Source organism: Stutzerimonas stutzeri, assembly GCF_019090095.1.
Taxonomy (GTDB): domain Bacteria; phylum Pseudomonadota; class Gammaproteobacteria; order Pseudomonadales; family Pseudomonadaceae; genus Stutzerimonas; species Stutzerimonas stutzeri_AN.
In genome coordinates this window covers 2,130,924-2,147,726 of sequence record NZ_JAGQFP010000001.1, presented here as the reverse complement: position 1 = coordinate 2,147,726, position 16,803 = coordinate 2,130,924, and the positions used below count along the sequence as shown (strand labels likewise).

Here is a 16,803-nt window from a genome sequence, read left to right as displayed (position 1 = left end):
ATGCTCCACAATGGTTGGGCTTCTCTAGAGCCTAGACCCGTGCACGCATGTCGGTGCGAATGCGCCTGCCGGCCCCGCGGTCAGCGATTGCGCGCCGAGCCGCCCCAAGGCTTGGCTTCCAGGCTGTTGTGCACCGCGGTGGCGGCCTGGGCGGCCTGGCCGATGGCGACGCTGATCTGCTTCAGGCCAAGGGTCACGTCACCGATCGCATAGACGCCGCGTACCGAGGTCTGCAAGTGATCGTCTACCGGCACGCCGCCACACTCGTCGCAGGGCACACCGAGCTGAACCGCGAGATCGGAGCGAAAGCGTGCGCCGAGGTTGGGGTAGATGATGTCGAAGTGGTGCCGATCGCCGCTGCAGGTCAGCAGCTCGATGCCGGTCTCGCAAGGGTGCAACGATTCGACACGGTCACCGATGAGCTGGATGCCGTAGTGCTCGGCCAGCGCGATGGCCTGGTCACAGGCATCCGGCTCGCCGTGCACCACCACCGTCACGCGATCGCTGAAGGTACGCAGGAACACCGCATGGCCGATGGCGTTTTCCGCTTCGCCATACACCGCGACGTTATCGCCATCGACCTCGTAGCCGTCGCAGATCGCACACAAGCGTACCTTGCCCTCGCTGATCGCCTGCTCGACATCCGGCATGTCCGGCAAGGTGTCCTCGATGCCGGTGGCGAGGATGATGCGGCGGGCGATGCAGGTTCGCTCGCCATAGCGCACGCTGAACCCCTCGGCATGTGGCTCGATCTGCTCCACCCGACCTTGCTCGAGCCGGGCGCCATAGCCGCTGGCCTGGTCGCGCAACCGGGCCAGCAGGTCGTTGCCGTTGATGCCGGGTGGAAACCCCGGATAGTTACGCGAGCGCGGTATCCATGAGGCGCGGCTGCAACCGGCGTCGACTACCAGGCAGCTGCGATGGAAGCGGCCAAGATAAAGCGCAGCGGTCAGGCCGGCGGGGCCGCCGCCGACGATCAGGCAGTCGACCGGAACGGAATGCGCAGATGACGGGTGAGAATTCATGGCATCGGTCAGTGGTGTGTGTTGCCAATAGAAATGGCGCGCCGCGTGAAGTTCTATTCGTCCGATCAACGCGGTGTGCCGTTTTTGCGAGCTGGTTGGACTTCTCGCGCTTGTGTCGGCTGCGCTGATGACGAAGACTTCCCGCCTCGTGCGGTACCGCCCCTGCGGCGGTATCTCACGTGCCGCATTCCAATAAAGGCCAGCCGCCGGCGCTCCGTCGCCGTGATGAGCGGGCTACTCCTGTTCGACCTTATCCGCCGCGCGGTCGCGCGAGTCGAACCAATCGCAATCGATAAACCACTCGAACGGTGCTCATAAGGCGCCGGGTCCGAGCTTTTCCCGTTGGGGGGTCAGATGTTCAAGTCTTGTGTTGCCGTGCTGGTCGCGGCGCTGTGTGGGTTGACTGCTCCGGCTAACGCAGCCGAAGGCGAGCCCTTCGTCATCAAGTTCGCGCACGTGGTGGCGGACGACACACCCAAGGGCAAGGGCGCCCTGCTGTTCCAGAAACTGGTCCATGAACGCCTGGCCGGCAAGGTCAAGGTCGAGGTCTATCCGAACTCGACACTGGTCGGCGATGCCGATGAAATGCAGGCGCTGCTCGATGGTCGGGTGCAGATGCTGGCGCCTTCGTTGTCCAAGTTCGGCAAGTACACCCGCAAGCTGCAAGTCTTCGATCTGCCATTCCTGTTCGACGACCAGGACGCCGTGCAGCGCTTCCAGAAACGCGAGATGAGCCGCGAGCTGCTGCGCTCCATGGCCGACTCCGGCATCTATGGCCTGGACTACTGGAACAATGGCCTGAAGCAGCTCTCGGCTACCCAGGCGCTGCGGACGCCGGACGACGCCGCCGGGTTGGCCTTCCGCATCCAGCCCTCGGCGGTGCTCGAAGCGCAGTTCGAGGCGGTGGGGGCCAAGCCGGTGGTGCTGCCGTTCGCCGAGGTCTATAGCGCACTGAAGAAAGGCGAGGTGCAGGGCGCCGAGAACCCCTGGTCGAACATTGCCAGCCAAAACATGCATACGGTTCAGCCGTTCATCACCGAAAGCAATCACGGCGTGCTCAACTACATGCTGGTGACCAGCTCGAAGTTCTGGATGAGCATGCCCTTCGCGGTGCGCTCGGAACTCGAAGGCATCGTGCTCGAGGTGACCCAGGCGGTGAACAAGGAAGCCGCGGCGCTCAACCAGCGCGACCGCGATCGCATCCTCGCCAGCGGCAGCAGCAAGCTGATTACCCTGACGCCGGAACAGCGCCAGGCCTGGCGCGAAAAGATGATGCCGGTCTGGCAACGCTACGAAGCCGATATCGGCGCAGACGTGATTCGCGCGGCGTTGACGGTCAACCGCAAGCACTGATCCAGAAATCCCCTCGCCGACCTCGCGCCTCGGCGAGCGGGCTCACCGCTGCGCGCCCATTCCTCTCCCGTCACGCCGTCTTGCGCTCGCGTGATTCTGCTGCTCGTCGCACACCTTCGCGGCGCTTCGCCTCGCCGGTTGGCCGAAGGTCACGTCGCGGCATTTAAGTGGCGCCAAGCGAAAAACGCTGCTACATGAACTGGTAGCGCAACGGCAAGACCCGCACCACGCAAATGACGGTTCTGACAATGTCGATGCCGGTCTTGGTCGCTAGGCTCAGGGGTCATGGCTGCTAGGATTTTCCGACAGGCGTATTCGACCTGGCCGCAGCAAAGGGGCGCGTGCCTCCCTGTGCTTGCGTTTCAACATGCCAACCAAGAACAAGGAGAACAGCAGGTGGCGACTAATCCTGGGAAAAACACGGCACCCGCCGTGGAGGCCATCCCCGCCCCGACCGGGGCGGCCAACCTGATCGATACCGACTACGTCATCGGTCAGGACAACATCACACGGAAGTTCTTCGACGTACACGGCAAGGTGTTCATCATCTCCGCATTGACCATCGTGCTCTTCGTGGTCGTGACATTGGCGATGCGCGCCGATGTCGAGCCGATGTTCACCGCGCTTCGCGACTGGCTGACCAGCCATCTGGCCTGGTTCTTTCTCGGCTCGGCGAATATTTTCGTCCTGCTGTGCCTGGGTCTGATCATCTCGCCCCTGGGCAGGGTGCGCCTGGGGGGTAGAGAGGCGACCCCGGATTACTCCTACGCGGGCTGGTTCTCCATGCTGTTCGCCGCCGGCATGGGCATCGGTCTGATGTTCTACGGGGTAGCCGAGCCCATGTCCCACTTCTCCACGGCACTGGGGGGAACCACGGTGGAGAATGGCGTGCGCACCGACTGGGCACCATTGGGCGCCGCTGCCGGTGATGCCAAGGCCGCCGCCAGCCTGAGCATGGCCGCGACGATCTTCCACTGGGGCCTGCACCCCTGGGCGGTCTACGCGATCGTGGCGCTGGCGCTGGCGCTGTTCTCCTTCAACAAAGGCTTGCCGCTGAGCATCCGCTCGATCTTCTATCCGCTGCTCGGCGAGCGGGTGTGGGGATGGCCTGGGCATATCGTCGATATCCTGGCCGTGTTCGCGACGCTGTTCGGTCTGGCGACCTCGTTGGGCCTGGGCGCCCAGCAAGCGGCGGCCGGTCTCGAATTCCTCTTCAACATGCCCAATACCGACACCAGCAAGGTCCTTCTGGTCATCGGTATTACGGTGATCGCGCTGATGTCCGTGCTGGCGGGCCTGGACAAGGGGGTCAAGCGCCTGTCCGAGTTCAACATGGTGCTGGCGCTGCTGCTGCTGTTGTTCATCATCATCGCTGGGCCGACGCTGGCCATCGTCACCGGTTTCTTCAGCAACCTGGGCAGTTACCTGGCCTACCTGCCGGCGCTGTCGAACCCGGTCGGTCGTGCCGATGTGAACTTCAGCCAAGGCTGGACGGCGTTCTACTGGGCCTGGTGGATCAGCTGGTCGCCCTTCGTCGGTATGTTCATCGCCCGCGTCAGCCGCGGCCGTTCCGTGCGTGAGTTCCTGACGGCAGTGCTGCTGGTGCCGTCGCTGGTCTCGGTGCTGTGGATGACTGCGTTCGGCGGCACCGCCCTCGGCCAGTTCGTTACCGATGGCTTCACCGGGGTGCAGGATGCGGCGCTGGAGTTGAAGCTGTTCGCCATGCTCGGCCAGTTGCCCTGGACTGAAATCAGCTCCTTTATCGGCATCGTGCTGGTGGTGGTGTTCTTCGTCACCTCGTCGGACTCCGGCTCTCTGGTCATCGACACCATCACCGCTGGCGGCAAGGTCAACGCGCCGGTGCCTCAGCGGGCCTTCTGGGCCATTCTGCAGGGCGCTGTGGCCATTTCCCTGCTGCTCGGGGGCGGTCTGGTGGCGTTGCAGGCCATGGCGGTCTCGACCGGGCTGCCGTTCACCGTCGTGCTGCTGGTCGGCTGCGTGTCGATCGTCAAAGGCTTGATGAGTGAGCCGCGCTAGCTAGCGCGTGACCCGGTTGCAGGCCGCTCAGGCGTGTAACCGGGTAGTAGATCGGAAAGAAAAAAGCGCGGCCCTGGTGGTCGCGCTTTTTTTTTTAGTTCCAGAGCTCGCCAACCGGCGTCGTCGGGGGATAGTGCGAGGCGGCCTGTGCCTGCAACAGCTCGGCGGTGGCCAGGGCGTCGGCCAGCGCATGGTGGGCCTGGTACAGCGGCAAGCCGTAGCGCAGGCGGCTGTCGGCCAGGCGGATCGATACCGGCCGCTGTTTACCGAGTAGGTGGCGCAGCCAGCCAGGGCGGCGTCGGCGCGGATGCAGGCGGGCTTCCAGCTGCATGGTGTCGATCACCGGGAACTGCAGTCCTTCCCCCAGGAGATGACGCATCGCCTGGTCGAGAAACCCGCGCTCGATGTTGCGGTAGTGCACCACCATGATCTTGCCCGCCATGAGGGTGAGCAATTCGTCGAGCACCGAGGCCAGTCTTGGCGCATCGCTGATATCCGAGTGAGTGATGTGGTGAAAGGTGACCGACTGGCTGCTCAGTTCGCAGATGGGTTTGACCACCCAGTAGCTGGCCTCGCGGCAGCGGATACGATTCAGATCGAAGGGCACCAGACCGAGGCTGACGATCGAGTCGCGCTGGCTGTCCAGGCCGGTGGTTTCGACGTCCAGGGCCAGCAGCGGCGCCTGCTCCAGCGGGGTGTCGGCGCTCACCGTGCCGGCCTGATAGAAGCGCGCCAGGCGCGGGTCGCGGGTCGTCTGCGCCAGCTGGGCGAACAGGTTGGGCCAGTCGGGGGCTGGCGTGCGTCCGTTGCGCTTCATAAGGGCCGGCTTTGCAGCTGGCCCGGGTAGCGGAAGCGCAGGAATTGCTGCGCGTTGCTCAGTACCTGGAAGGCTGATTTGAGGTTATGCCGCTCGCTGGCCGAGACCTTTTCCGGCTCGATGTAATTGTCCGGCTCACGTCCTTCGAGCAGGTCCATGGCCTGATGGCGGATGCGCACGATGGAGAGGAATTCCAGGGCGTTGCGCAGCTGGGTGATGGCGTCCTCGGTCAGCAGCTTGGTGGCCGCGATCGCGTCCAGGCGGTCCAGCGAGTTCTGCGCCTTGGAGCCGCAGGCCAGGGCATGCACGCGTATCAGGTCGGTCAGCGGAGCGGTTCCGCGACCCTTGAGGTTGATGATGTTGTTCTGCTGGCCATCCTTTTCCATCACGAAGGTGCGGAAGAAGCCCAGTGGTGGCGTGCGGTTCAGTGCGTTGCGGGCCATGCTGGCGAGAAACAGCGGGCTGTTGCTGGCCTTGTGGGCGATCAGGTCCTTGAGGCTTTCCACCAGGCTGGCCTCTCCGTAGGCGCTGCTGAGGTCGAAGAAAATGGAGCTGTTGAGCAGGGTTTCCGGGTTCGGCTGCTCGATCCATTGGGTGAAATAACTCCGCCAGACCCGCAACGGCTGGCGCCACCGAGGGTTGCTGGCCATGATGCCGCCTTTGCAGTAGCTGTAGCCGCAGGCCGCCAGGCCGTCGCTGACGAAGGTCGCCAGTTGCAGGAAGTATTCATCGTGGATGCGCGGGTCGAAGCGGTTGTCGATCACCAGCGCGTTGTCCTGGTCGGTGACGATCAGCTGCTCGTCACGTGCCATCGAGCCCAGGACCATGTAGCAGTAGGGCACCGGCGGCGGTCCCAGCCGCTGCTCGGCCAGCTCCAACAGGCGATGGGTCAGGCTGCGGCCGATGCCTGACATGGCGCTGCCGATCATGTGCGCCGTGGCCTCTTCGTTGACCATGCGCAGAAAGGTGGCGCGCAGGTCGGGCACCAGGGCCTGCAGTTCGGTGACCGACTGCTTGTTGAAGATGCTGTTGACCAGGTACAGGCTGCTCTGCGACTCGTACTTGATGATGTCCGACAGGTTGATCACCCCGACCGGGCGCTGGCGATACATCACCGGCAGGTGGTGGATGTTGTTGCGCAGCATGCTGAGCATCGCCTCGAACACCGAGTCGTCGGCCTGGATCGTGATCGGGTTGGGCGACATCACCTGATCGACGGGGGTGTCCAGCGGCAGGCCTTCGGCCAATACGCGCGTGCGCAGGTCGCGGTCGGTGGTGATGCCGGTCATGACCTGGAGGCCCGACGTTTCGGCACCTGCCGGCGGCGGGCCGAGAATCACCAGCGACGAGACGCCGTGCTCGGTCATCACCTGCGCGGCCGCTTGCACGCTGGTGCCCAGCGGGACGCTGACGGTGCGCCGGGTGACCAGCTTGCGCACCTTGATCTTCATCAGCTCGCTAGCCTTGCCCTGGGGTTCGTCTACCTTCAGGCGCGACTGGCCTTCCGCTTCGACGAAATCGGCGAAGGCGTCGTTGGCCTCGCACAGCTGCTCGAACAACTGGCCGGGGATGAAGTAGATCAGGCTGTCTTCGATCGCTCGCGCCGGCAGGCGCACCTTGTGACCGCGCAACAGGCCGAACTGGCCGAACACTTCGCCTTCGGACAAGCGGTTATAGAGTTCGCCGTTGCGCCGGTAGATTTCCACCGCGCCGCTGCGGATGTAATGCAGCTCCTGGATCGGCTCGCCATAGCGAAGTATCTCGCTGCCGGCTTTGAAATAGCCGACCTCGACCTGTCGGGCGATTTCGTCGAGGGTGTCGTCCGGCAGCCCGTCGAAGGGTGCGAAGCGACTCAAATGGTCGCGTATTTCGAGCAGCTCGACCTGCATTCGGGCCTCCTGACGGCACTCTGACAGTGCATTGAAGCATAGCCGTGGTGCCCGGCGGAGGGGCGTCGCAACGCGAGTCGCTGGCAGGCAGCCGCGTGTCGTTCGCTGCATCGACAAGCGGCGTCGCGCGAGCTGTCAGGCGCGCGAGGGGTCTCACGCCATGCGCTGGCCGGCATAACAGGTGGGCGAGCTGGGCTCGCTGCGCCGCTCCAGCTCCTCTTCCAGCCACTCGGCCAACACCTGCGCGTTGTTCTGCCGTTCGTCTCGCGCGGCGTAGATCAAGGTCAGCGGGCCCTGAGCCGCGATGTCCAGCAGTGGCCACCAATGTTCCGGGTGGCCCGCCAATTCATGCCGATAGCCGTCGCGAAAGCTCTCGAAGCTCTTCTTGCCCGTCTTGAAGGCGCGCCGCAGCTCGGTCGAGGGCGCGAGCTCCTTGCGCCAGTCGTCCAGCGCCAACGCGTCCTTGCGCAGGTTGCGCGGCCAGAGCCGGTCGACCAGTACGCGATGGCCATCGTCGGGTCCGGGCGGGTCGTAGGCACGTTTGCAGTGAATCATCGAATCGAGCTCATGGAGGCGGTGGGCGGTGTCTGTGGCTGTGGTAAAAAATACTTGTGGCTTGGTAGTAAAGACCAATAACGGTGGGTAAAAAATACATATGCATCTATAACGTGCTGAAAATAAAGAACTTTAAAAGCGGCATGCTTTGTGACTAACAGTCAGTACACGACACAACGCTTGAAGGAGCATCGCATGAAAAATCTAGTCGCTATGGTGAGCTGTGCAACCCTGTTGGCCAGCTCGCTGGCCGTTGCCGATCAGGTGGTCTCGGCGCGTGCGGATCGCGTCGTCGGCGGCGGTTTCGGTGGGCTCAGCGGCTTCATGCTCGGCGCGGCGGCCGGCGGGCCAATCGGTGCGCTGGTCGGCGGTGGGTTGGGCTATCTGGCCGGGCAGGGCGTGCAGCAAGCGGCCGGACTGGACCAGACGCTGTATGTGATCGAGGCGGACGACGGCAGCCGGTCGCGGTTGCGTAGCTCGCGCAACGACCTGGCGGCCGGCCAGCAGGTGCAGCGCGACGGCTCCCGCCTGACGGCACGGACCCGCTAGGCTGTTCGGCCGGGCCATCCGCTCTGCTAGGCTGGCTGGCCTCTCACACCAAGGAGCCGAGATGAGCTACTCCCTGTTGCATGTCACGCATCTGCTGGCGGCGATCTTTTTCATTGGCACGCTGTTCGTCGAGGTGGCGGTGCTCGGGCGGGTGCGCCAGCAGATCGAGCCCACGACCATGCAGGCGGTAGACAAGGCCATCGGCGCCCGCCTGCGAGTGGTGCTGCACGGGGTGGTGGTGTTCGTCTACGGCGCCGGTATCGGCCTGGCCTGGCAGCATCGCCAGGCGCTCGCCCATCCGTTTTCCAGCAGCTTCGCGACGCTGCTGTCGCTGAAGATCCTGCTGGCGATCGGCGTGTTCTTCACCTTCGGGCTGGTGGCCATGTTGTTGCGCAGCGGGCGCATGACGCCGTCGCGCTACCGGCTGATCCACTGGGCGATCTTCGCGCAGATGGTCGGCATCGTGCTGCTGGCCAAGGGCATGTTCTACCTGCACTGGTAGGCTGGCGCACGTCGTGTTCGGCGCTGCCCTCTAGTGCATCGGCGCGCGAAGGACGATGACCTCGGTCAATCCCGATGCGCTATCAGCCACCCTGATTGACGGCAGATTCAGCCGCTTTAGGCTCGTTCTTTTTCGACCGAGCCGCGCCTATGGTGCATGCATCCTGACCCGCCAGATTGCCGAGGTATCCGATGCATTTCGCCTACAGCCCACGTGTCGAGGCGCTGCGCCAGCAGCTCATCGCGTTCATGGACCAATACATCGTGCCGCGTGTCGGCGCCTGGCAGATGGAGGTCGCCGCCGGCGCCTACCCGGTGTCGTTCATGGAGGATCTCAAGGCGCTGGCGCGTTCGGAAGGGCTGTGGAACCTGTTCCTGCCCTCGCTCGGCGAGGACGAGCCGGGCACGGGCCTGAGCAACCTTGAATACGCGCCGCTGGCCGAGATCATGGGGCGCGTGCAGTGGGCGTCCGAAGTGTTCAACTGCAACGCGCCGGACACCGGCAACATGGAGCTGCTGCACCTGTTCGCCTCCCCCGAGCAGCGCGAGCGCTGGTTGAAACCGCTGCTCGAAGGCGAGATCCGTTCGGCCTTCGCCATGACCGAGCCGGATGTTCCGTCCTCCGATGCCACCAATATCCAGACGCTGATCCGCCGCGATGGCGACGATTACGTGATCAACGGACGCAAGTGGTTCATCACCAACGCCTCGCATCCCAACTGCAAGCTGCTGATCGTGATGGGCAAGACCGACCCGGACGCCGAGACCCACCAGCAGCAGAGCATGATCCTGGTGCCCTTCGACACGCCCGGCGTCGAGCGGGTGCGCAATATTCCGGTGATGAATCACCTGGCGCCGGAAGGCCACTGCGAGCTGCTGCTGCGTAACGTGCGGGTACCGGTCGCCAATCTGCTCGGCCAGGAAGGGCAGGGCTTCATGATGGCCCAGGCGCGACTCGGCCCGGGGCGTATCCACCATTGCATGCGGGCGATCGGCATGGCCGAGCTGGCGCTGGAGCTGATGGTCGAGCGCTGCCAGGAGCGCAAGGCGTTTGGCAGGTATCTGCAGCAGTATTCCAACGTCGCCGACTGGATCGCCGAGTCGCGCATCGAGATCGAGCAGGCGCGCCTGCTGGTGCTCAAGACCGCCTGGATGATCGACGAAGTCGGCGCCAAGGCGGCGCGCAAGGAGATCGCCATGATCAAGGCACTGGTGCCACGGATGCAGACCCGGGTCGTCGATCGGGCCATGCAGGTCTACGGCGCCATGGGCCTGACGCCGGATACGCCGCTGGCCGACATGTGGACCGGCGGACGCGCGCTGCGCTTCGCCGATGGTCCGGACCAGGTGCACCTGCGCAGCATCGCGAAGATGGAGATCAAGGCCAGCGAAGCCACCCGCGGCGCCACCGCTGCCTACCTGACCCCGCCCGGGCGGCACTGAGCGGGTCGGCGCCTGGCTCCGGCCATGCGGCCAGGACAGCTTCGCCTCTGAAGACGTAGCGGTCGCCACCGGCGCGCTTGGCTCGGTACATGGCCTGGTTGGCCTTCTCGATCAGCGCTTCGCCTGTCTCGCCGCGCAAAGGGGCAAGCGCGACGATGTCTTCACCTGCCAGTTCTCCAGCCCATCCGCCGCCAGCCCTGCCAGCAAACCGAATCTTCTGGGCTCCATGGTGCAGCAAACCTCCAGAGCTTTAATTAACGCCACTGAGTTTGAGCAGACCAATCGACAGGAACAGCCAGGCCATGCCGACAAATCCCAGCCAGGTAGACACGGTCATTAGACGCCGCAGGGAGGGGGGGAAATTTTTGACATCACCAGCATCGAGCACCCCTTTGCGAACAAGGTACTGTGGAAAGAGCAAGGCCCCGCTGAGCGTACCAACCAGATAGAAACGTGAAGCCGGGCTTGTTGTTCCCAAAATGTCCTGCTGCTTGGCCCAGGCGCTGTTTGAAAACGACGAAAGCATGGTGTCGAAGTGGCGGCTACAGGCGATATAGACACCTATCGCCACACCAGACAGACCGATTACGAAGGGGGCCAAAAGAAAAGCGAATGCCAGTCCTGGGTGCCATGTGTCGATATCGAAGCTCATGGCCGTGTCCACTCATATAATCTTTCTGCCGCTTTTTCTCCGGTTCCGTCGCCAATTGCCCCACCCGCAACTGAAGCGCTGCCGACCACGACCATGCCGCAAACAATGCCGCCAATACCGCCGGAGCCGAGACCGATGGCTGTACATATATAGGGAGCAACACCGGTCCCAATCCAAACCCCTGCTGACCCTCCACCTATCCCACCGGCAAAGCCGCCCGTCTCGGTGAAGCGGATTTTCTGGCAGGCCTGGGTTTTCCCTGCCCGGCACACCTCTTGAACCTTCAACATAGAAGCCGTACCGCCGAGGGCGATGCCAATATGACCACCGTACTTGAGGTATTTGGCTGCCTTGGCGATTTCGTCCATATGGGTGGCGTAGCCGGGTATTTGGCCGGGGCCGCCGCCTTGGCTCCAGTGATGCAACAGGCCGCGAGTGGAGATGCCGAGATCGCGGCGTAGTGTCGAGTAGTTGCCCAGCCCCAGCTGCTTGCCGAGGAAGGTCGCTTTCAACTGGGCGTCGAGCTGACGGTACAGTTGCTGGCGGGAGGCGAAGAACTGTGGGCTGTGCAGGTGGCCATGCGTGGCGAACTCACGTTGATGCAGATATTCGAGGTTGTGCAGGGTACCTGTGATCTGCTTCAGGCCCGTTTTCAGGAGATCCTTGCCTATTCCCAGCGATTGGCTGGCGCCGTCCACCATCAAGGCGATTTCGGCCTGATGCTCTGCCATGAAGTCGGCCTCGCTTTCGCTTAGTGGCTTCAAGGCGGTGCGCACCTTCGTGGCCGCGGCCATCAGCTCGGCTTCTTCGCGCAGGCAGGCAGTGGGATTGAGCAGGTTGCCCAAAACGACCATTTCCCCCGCCTTGAAACCCTGGGGGAAGGTGGGATTCAGTGCCCTGATACGGTTGATCAGGTGTGAGTGAGGTTGGTCGGCGAACAGCCTGGCGAGCACTTGTTCGCCGGACATGCTGCGCGGTACGAGGTAGAAGCCAGGCGGCAGGGGCTCGGGGAGCTTGAGCATGTCGGGTGGCGGCCAGTCCGTCGGCTCGGGCATGACCCCTGGCTTCTTCTCCCAGGCGGCGAAGGAGGCACCGCCGTTACCGGCCTTGATCTTCGGGTGCTCGGCCTGCCGGCCCCAACCCCGATCAACCTCCCAGCCGGGGTCCCGGTAGCCGGTGCTGTCTACCTTCCAGTCGGTATCCAGGTCCCAGCTCCTGGCGAACGGGTAGGTTGGGTCTTTAAGGTTATCCGTCCCCACGAGCACTTCCCTATGTTGTCAAGTCCGGGCAGGAGTGTACTGTTTCAAGGGCACGATCAACTGGCCTCTGTTCACGTAACTTGTGCTAGAGCAGCAGTGGCACGTCGCGCGCATGAAGGAAGCCTGTGTGCTGCTCGCAGGGACCAGCCTGGAGGCTCAGGCTATCGGTCAGGAGGTGGGGGGGGCACCAGCGGGGCCAACTTCGCCGCCACGTTCAAGGAGCGCTTGGTTGTCACCGAGCCAGTTTCGGTAGGCCTGCCTGGCGAGGGATATCGGCGACCCGCATAAGGTGGCATCGGCACGGGGCTGGCCGTGTGGCGCTTGTCCTCACGAGCCGCCCCAGGTGGTGACGCTCCCGTTTGCGTCACGATGGCCTCTCATTCATGCCACGGCGCACCGGTTTGGGGCGTTTCGTTGATCTGGAACAACGAAGCGGCGGCGGAGGACACGGCCTGGCCGGTCCTTGATTGCAGTCAAGGGGAGACGCCGCGGCGCTCTCTACCATGCGAGCCACTTTGGAGTTGGTTGCAGGTGAGGCGATGGTGCCCCGTAAGTTCTTGTCCTTGGCCGGTACGTCGGGTACTTGGGTCAAGGGTCTTGTCTTTCTTCTGAGTCTGGTCTTTGGCGCGCTGCCGCTGCAGGCCAAGGATTACGAAGCCGAGCAACAGCGCATCGAGCAGTTCTTCCCTGGCGCAAGCGTCTCGGCTGCCGAGGGCGAGTACCAGGTGCGCACCCTGCGCAAGGGCGACGAGGTGCTGGGCTACGCCTTCCAGAGCATCAACGTGGTGGACATCCCGGCGTATTCCGGCAAGCCGATCAATATCCAGGTGCTGCTCGATCCCCAGGGTGTGTTCGTCGATGCCTACGTCCTTGAGCACCACGAGCCGATCCTGCTGGTGGGCATTCCGGTGGAGAAACTCCACGCCTTCACCGCCAAGTACCAGGGCATCAAGGTCGATCAGCGGGTGGTGGTCGGTCATTCCAGCGACGAGAGCGCCGTCACCATCGATGCCGTCACCGGTGCCACCGTGACCGTCATGGTGGTCAACGAGATCGTCATGCGCGCCGCACACGATGTCGCGGTGTCCCTCGGGCTGGTCGAAGACAAGGCCGGTACCGCGCAGAAGCCGGCCACGATTCGCCTGGATGACTACCAGCCGGCCAGCTGGAGCGAGCTCACCGGCAATGGCGCGATTCGCCGCCTGCACCTGACCCGTGGCGACATCGACCAGGCCTTCAAGGGCACCGAGGCCGAGGGTATCGACGAAGCCGCCGCGAATGCCGCCAGCGAAACCTTCATCGACCTCTACGCCGCCGAGGTCAACCCGCCGACCATCGGCCGCAACCTGCTCGGCGAGAGCCAGTACCAGTCACTGATGGACGGCCTGAAGCCGGGTGAACACGCGGTGGCGGTCATGGCCAGCGGCGACTACTCCTTCAAGGGCTCGGGCTACGTACGTGGCGGCATCTTCGATCGCGTGCAGCTGCGCCAGTTCGGCAATGTCATCAGCTTCCACGACCGCGATTTCCAGCGCCTCGACGACGTCTACGCCGAGGGCATCCCGGACTTCAGCGAAATGGCGATCTTCATCGTCCGCGAGCACGTCGCCTTCGATCCGGGCTCGCCCTGGACGCTGGAATTGCTGGTGCGGCGCCAGACCGGGCCGGTCAGCGGTGTGTTCACCAGCTTCGAGCTGCCCTACCAGATGCCCGAGGCCTACCTCGACCGCCCGCAGCCGAGCGCCGAGGAACTGGCGGCGGCCGAAGAGGCCAGCCGGCCGATGTGGGTCAACATCTGGTACCAGAAGAGCTTCCAGATCGGCGTGATCCTGGTCGCCCTGGCGTTGCTGACCGTGATCCTGTTCCTGCAGGACACCTTCACCCGCCGCCCGCATTTCCTGCACTGGCTGCGCCGCGGCTACCTGGTGTTCACCGTGGTGTTCATTGGCTGGTACGCCCTCGGGCAGCTGTCGGTGGTCAACGCGCTGACCTTCGTCCACGCGCTGTTCCAGGACTTCCGTTGGGAGCTGTTCCTCACCGACCCGGTGATCTTCATCCTCTGGGTGTTCACCGCCGCGAGCATCCTGCTCTGGGGCCGCGGCGTGTTCTGCGGCTGGCTGTGCCCCTTCGGCGCGCTGCAGGAGCTGATCAACGAGGCCGCGCGCAAGCTGAAGGTCCCGCAATACGAGCTGCCGTTCGCCGTGCATGAGCGGCTCTGGGCGATCAAGTACATCGTGCTGCTGGTGCTGTTCGGCATCTCGCTGGAGTCGATGATGATGGCCGAGAAGGCTGCCGAGGTGGAGCCGTTCAAGACCGCCATCACCCTGCATTTCGATCGCCAATGGTGGTTCGTCGCCTACGCGGTGCTGCTGCTGGTCATCAACCTGTTCACCCGCAAGGTGTACTGCCGCTACATCTGCCCGCTGGGCGCGGCGCTGTCGATCAGCAGCAAGGTCCGCCTGTTCGACTGGCTCAAGCGCCGTCCGGAATGCGGCAGCCCCTGCCAGCTGTGCGCCAAGGAGTGCGAGATCCAGGCGATTCATCCCGATGGGCACATCAACCACAACGAGTGCCATTACTGCCTCGATTGCCAGATGACCTATCACAACGAAAACAAGTGCCCGCCGCTGATCCTGAAGAACAAGCGCGCCAAGCGCGGCAAGAAGGCTCCGGCTGGCCCGACGCTGATTCCCGTAGTGCAAGTGATGGACCCACAGAGCGAGGCGCCTGCGCAGTAGCTCGCAACCGATCGTTTGACCTCAAGTTGTCCCAAAGGAGCATTCACATGAGCGACAAAGAAACCAAGAACCCCCAAGCATTGGAGAAGACCGGCCTCAGTCGCCGCGGCTTCCTCGGGGCCAGCGCCATGACCGGCGCGGCAGTCGCTGCCACGGCACTGGCCGGTGGCGTGATGACGCGCGAATCCTGGGCGGCTGCGGTCAAGGAGTCCAAGTCCAAGATCCACGTCGCCCCCGGCGAGCTGGACGACTACTACGGCTTCTGGAGCGGCGGCCACCAGGGCGAGGTGCGCGTATTGGGCGTGCCCTCGATGCGCGAGCTGATGCGCATCCCGGTGTTCAACGTCGACTCGGCCACCGGTTGGGGCCTGACCAACGAAAGCCGCGAGATCATGGGCGAGAGCGCCAAGTACCTCAACGGCGACTGCCACCACCCGCACATCTCCATGACCGACGGCAAGTACGACGGCAAGTACCTGTTCATCAACGACAAGGCCAACAGCCGCGTTGCGCGTATCCGTCTGGACATCATGAAGTGCGACAAGATGCTCACCGTGCCGAACGTCCAGGCCATCCACGGCCTGCGTCTGCAGAAGGTGCCGCACACCAAGTACGTGTTCGCCAACGCCGAGTTCGTCATTCCGCACCCCAATGACGGCACCAATTTCGACCTGCAGGCCGATAGCGCCTACACCATGTTCAACGTCATCGACGCCGAGAAGATGGAGATGGCCTTCCAGGTCATCGTCGACGGCAACCTGGACAACACCGACGCCGACTACACCGGCAAGTACGCGGCATCCACCTGCTACAACTCGGAGAAGGCCACCGACCTGGGCGGCATGATGCGCAACGAGCGCGACTGGGTCGTGGTGTACCACATCCCGCGCATCGAAGCGGCGATCAAAGCCGGCAAGTTCACTACCCTCGGCGACTCCAAGGTGCCAGTGGTCGATGGCCGCGCCGGTTCCGAATTCACCCGCTACATCCCGGTGCCGAAGAACCCGCACGGCTGCAACACCTCGTCCGACGGCAAGTACTTCATCGCCAACGGCAAGCTGTCGCCCACCGTGACCATGATCGAGATCGCCAAGCTCGATGACCTGTTCGACAACAAGCTCAAGGACCCGCGCGACACGGTCGCTGCCGAACCCGAGCTGGGCCTGGGCCCGCTGCACACCACCTTCGACGGTCGCGGCAACGCCTATACCACGCTGTTCATCGACAGCCAGGTGGTCAAGTGGAACATGGCCGACGCGATCCGTGCCTACAAGGGCGAGAAGGTCAACTACATCAAGCAGAAGCTCGATGTGCAGTACCAGCCGGGCCACCTGCATGCCTCGCTGACCGAAACCAGCGAAGCCGATGGTCAATGGTTGGTGGCGCTGTGCAAGTTCTCCAAGGACCGCTTCCTGTCGACCGGCCCGCTGCACCCGGAAAACGACCAGCTGATCGACATCTCCGGCGACGAGATGAAGCTGGTGCACGACGGCCCGACCTACGCCGAGCCGCACGACTGCATCCTGGCCCGTCGCGACCAGATCAAGCCGAAGAAGATCTGGGACCGCAAGGATCCCTACTTCGCCGCCGCGGTCGAGCGCGCCAAGAAGGACGGCATCACCCTGGAGACCGACAACAAGGTCATCCGTGACGGCAACAAGGTGCGCGTCTACATGACCTCGTCGGCGCCGACCTACGGTGTCGGCGAGTTCACCGTCAAGCAGGGCGACGAAGTGACCGTGATCATCACCAACATCGACGAGATCGAGGACGTGACCCACGGCTTCTGCATGACCAACCACGGTGTGAGCATGGAGATCAGCCCGCAGCAGACCTCCTCGATCACCTTCATTGCCGACAAGCCCGGGCTGCACTGGTACTACTGCAACTGGTTCTGCCACGCGCTGCACATGGAAATGGTCGGCCGCATGCTGGTCGAACCGGCGTAACGCGACCGGGCGGGAGTGCTGCACCGGCTCCCGCCC

At 63.7% G+C, this 16,803-nt stretch carries 13 protein-coding genes; 7 read left to right on the top strand and 6 right to left on the bottom strand.

Annotation, left to right across the window (positions count from 1 at the left end; translation table 11 throughout):
- Window positions 1-80 precede the first annotated feature (80 nt).
- Complete coding sequence (locus KVO92_RS09515) at window positions 81-1,025, bottom strand: NAD(P)/FAD-dependent oxidoreductase (protein WP_217475335.1); 945 nt, start codon at window positions 1,023-1,025, stop codon at window positions 81-83.
- 354 nt (window positions 1,026-1,379) lie between these two features.
- On the opposite strand from KVO92_RS09515, the gene KVO92_RS09510 reads away from it, so the two are divergent.
- Both KVO92_RS09510 and KVO92_RS09505 read left to right on the top strand, forming a co-directional pair.
- Window positions 1,380-2,378, top strand: a complete 999-nt coding sequence (locus KVO92_RS09510) for a TRAP transporter substrate-binding protein (RefSeq protein ID WP_217475334.1) — start codon at window positions 1,380-1,382, stop codon at window positions 2,376-2,378.
- Window positions 2,379-2,774: 396 nt separating this feature from the next.
- Window positions 2,775-4,415, top strand: a complete 1,641-nt coding sequence (locus KVO92_RS09505) for a BCCT family transporter (RefSeq protein WP_336512616.1) — start codon at window positions 2,775-2,777, stop codon at window positions 4,413-4,415.
- A gap of 94 nt (window positions 4,416-4,509) precedes the next feature.
- Here the strand turns inward: KVO92_RS09505 and KVO92_RS09500 are convergent, their stop codons facing one another.
- From KVO92_RS09500 to KVO92_RS09490, 3 genes are all read right to left on the bottom strand, one after another.
- A complete protein-coding gene (locus KVO92_RS09500) occupies window positions 4,510-5,232 on the bottom strand; it encodes a 3'-5' exonuclease (RefSeq protein WP_217475332.1) in 723 nt (240 codons plus the stop codon).
- Entirely contained in the window at window positions 5,229-7,121 is a 1,893-nt protein-coding gene (locus KVO92_RS09495; RefSeq protein WP_217475331.1) for a DUF294 nucleotidyltransferase-like domain-containing protein, read from the bottom strand. Before KVO92_RS09495 ends, KVO92_RS09500 begins: the two co-directional genes overlap by 4 nt.
- A gap of 153 nt (window positions 7,122-7,274) precedes the next feature.
- Complete coding sequence (locus KVO92_RS09490; protein ID WP_217475330.1) at window positions 7,275-7,676, bottom strand: DUF488 domain-containing protein; 402 nt, start codon at window positions 7,674-7,676, stop codon at window positions 7,275-7,277.
- Between the two features lie 195 nt (window positions 7,677-7,871).
- Between KVO92_RS09490 and KVO92_RS09485 the strand changes: the two genes are divergently transcribed.
- The 3 genes from KVO92_RS09485 to KVO92_RS09475 all read left to right on the top strand — a co-directional run bounded on the left by KVO92_RS09485 (window position 7,872) and on the right by KVO92_RS09475 (window position 10,169).
- The gene (locus KVO92_RS09485) at window positions 7,872-8,225 is read left to right on the top strand and encodes a hypothetical protein (RefSeq protein ID WP_217475329.1); all 354 of its coding nucleotides are present in this window, start codon (window positions 7,872-7,874) and stop codon (window positions 8,223-8,225) included.
- 61 nt (window positions 8,226-8,286) lie between these two features.
- The gene (locus KVO92_RS09480) at window positions 8,287-8,727 is read left to right on the top strand and encodes a CopD family copper resistance protein (protein WP_217475328.1); all 441 of its coding nucleotides are present in this window, start codon (window positions 8,287-8,289) and stop codon (window positions 8,725-8,727) included.
- A 191-nt stretch (window positions 8,728-8,918) separates the two neighbouring features.
- Complete coding sequence (locus KVO92_RS09475) at window positions 8,919-10,169, top strand: acyl-CoA dehydrogenase family protein (protein ID WP_217475327.1); 1,251 nt, start codon at window positions 8,919-8,921, stop codon at window positions 10,167-10,169.
- Window positions 10,170-10,419: 250 nt separating this feature from the next.
- Here KVO92_RS09475 and KVO92_RS09470 read toward each other — a convergent pair whose 3' ends face one another.
- Together KVO92_RS09470 and KVO92_RS09465 are read right to left on the bottom strand one after the other, a co-directional pair.
- A complete protein-coding gene (locus KVO92_RS09470) occupies window positions 10,420-10,821 on the bottom strand; it encodes a hypothetical protein (protein ID WP_217475326.1) in 402 nt (133 codons plus the stop codon).
- Window positions 10,818-11,876 (bottom strand): hypothetical protein, encoded by a 1,059-nt coding sequence (locus tag KVO92_RS09465; RefSeq protein WP_254621321.1) that lies wholly within the window; start codon window positions 11,874-11,876, stop codon window positions 10,818-10,820. The genes KVO92_RS09470 and KVO92_RS09465 overlap by 4 nt, the downstream gene beginning before the upstream one ends.
- Window positions 11,877-12,619: 743 nt before the next feature.
- On the opposite strand from KVO92_RS09465, the gene nosR reads away from it, so the two are divergent.
- Window positions 12,620-14,818, top strand: a complete 2,199-nt coding sequence (gene nosR / locus KVO92_RS09460; RefSeq protein ID WP_217475458.1) for a transcriptional regulator NosR — start codon at window positions 12,620-12,622, stop codon at window positions 14,816-14,818.
- 47 nt (window positions 14,819-14,865) lie between these two features.
- A complete protein-coding gene (nosZ, locus tag KVO92_RS09455; protein WP_217475324.1) occupies window positions 14,866-16,767 on the top strand; it encodes a TAT-dependent nitrous-oxide reductase in 1,902 nt (633 codons plus the stop codon).
- The last annotated feature ends 36 nt before the right edge of the window (window positions 16,768-16,803 follow it).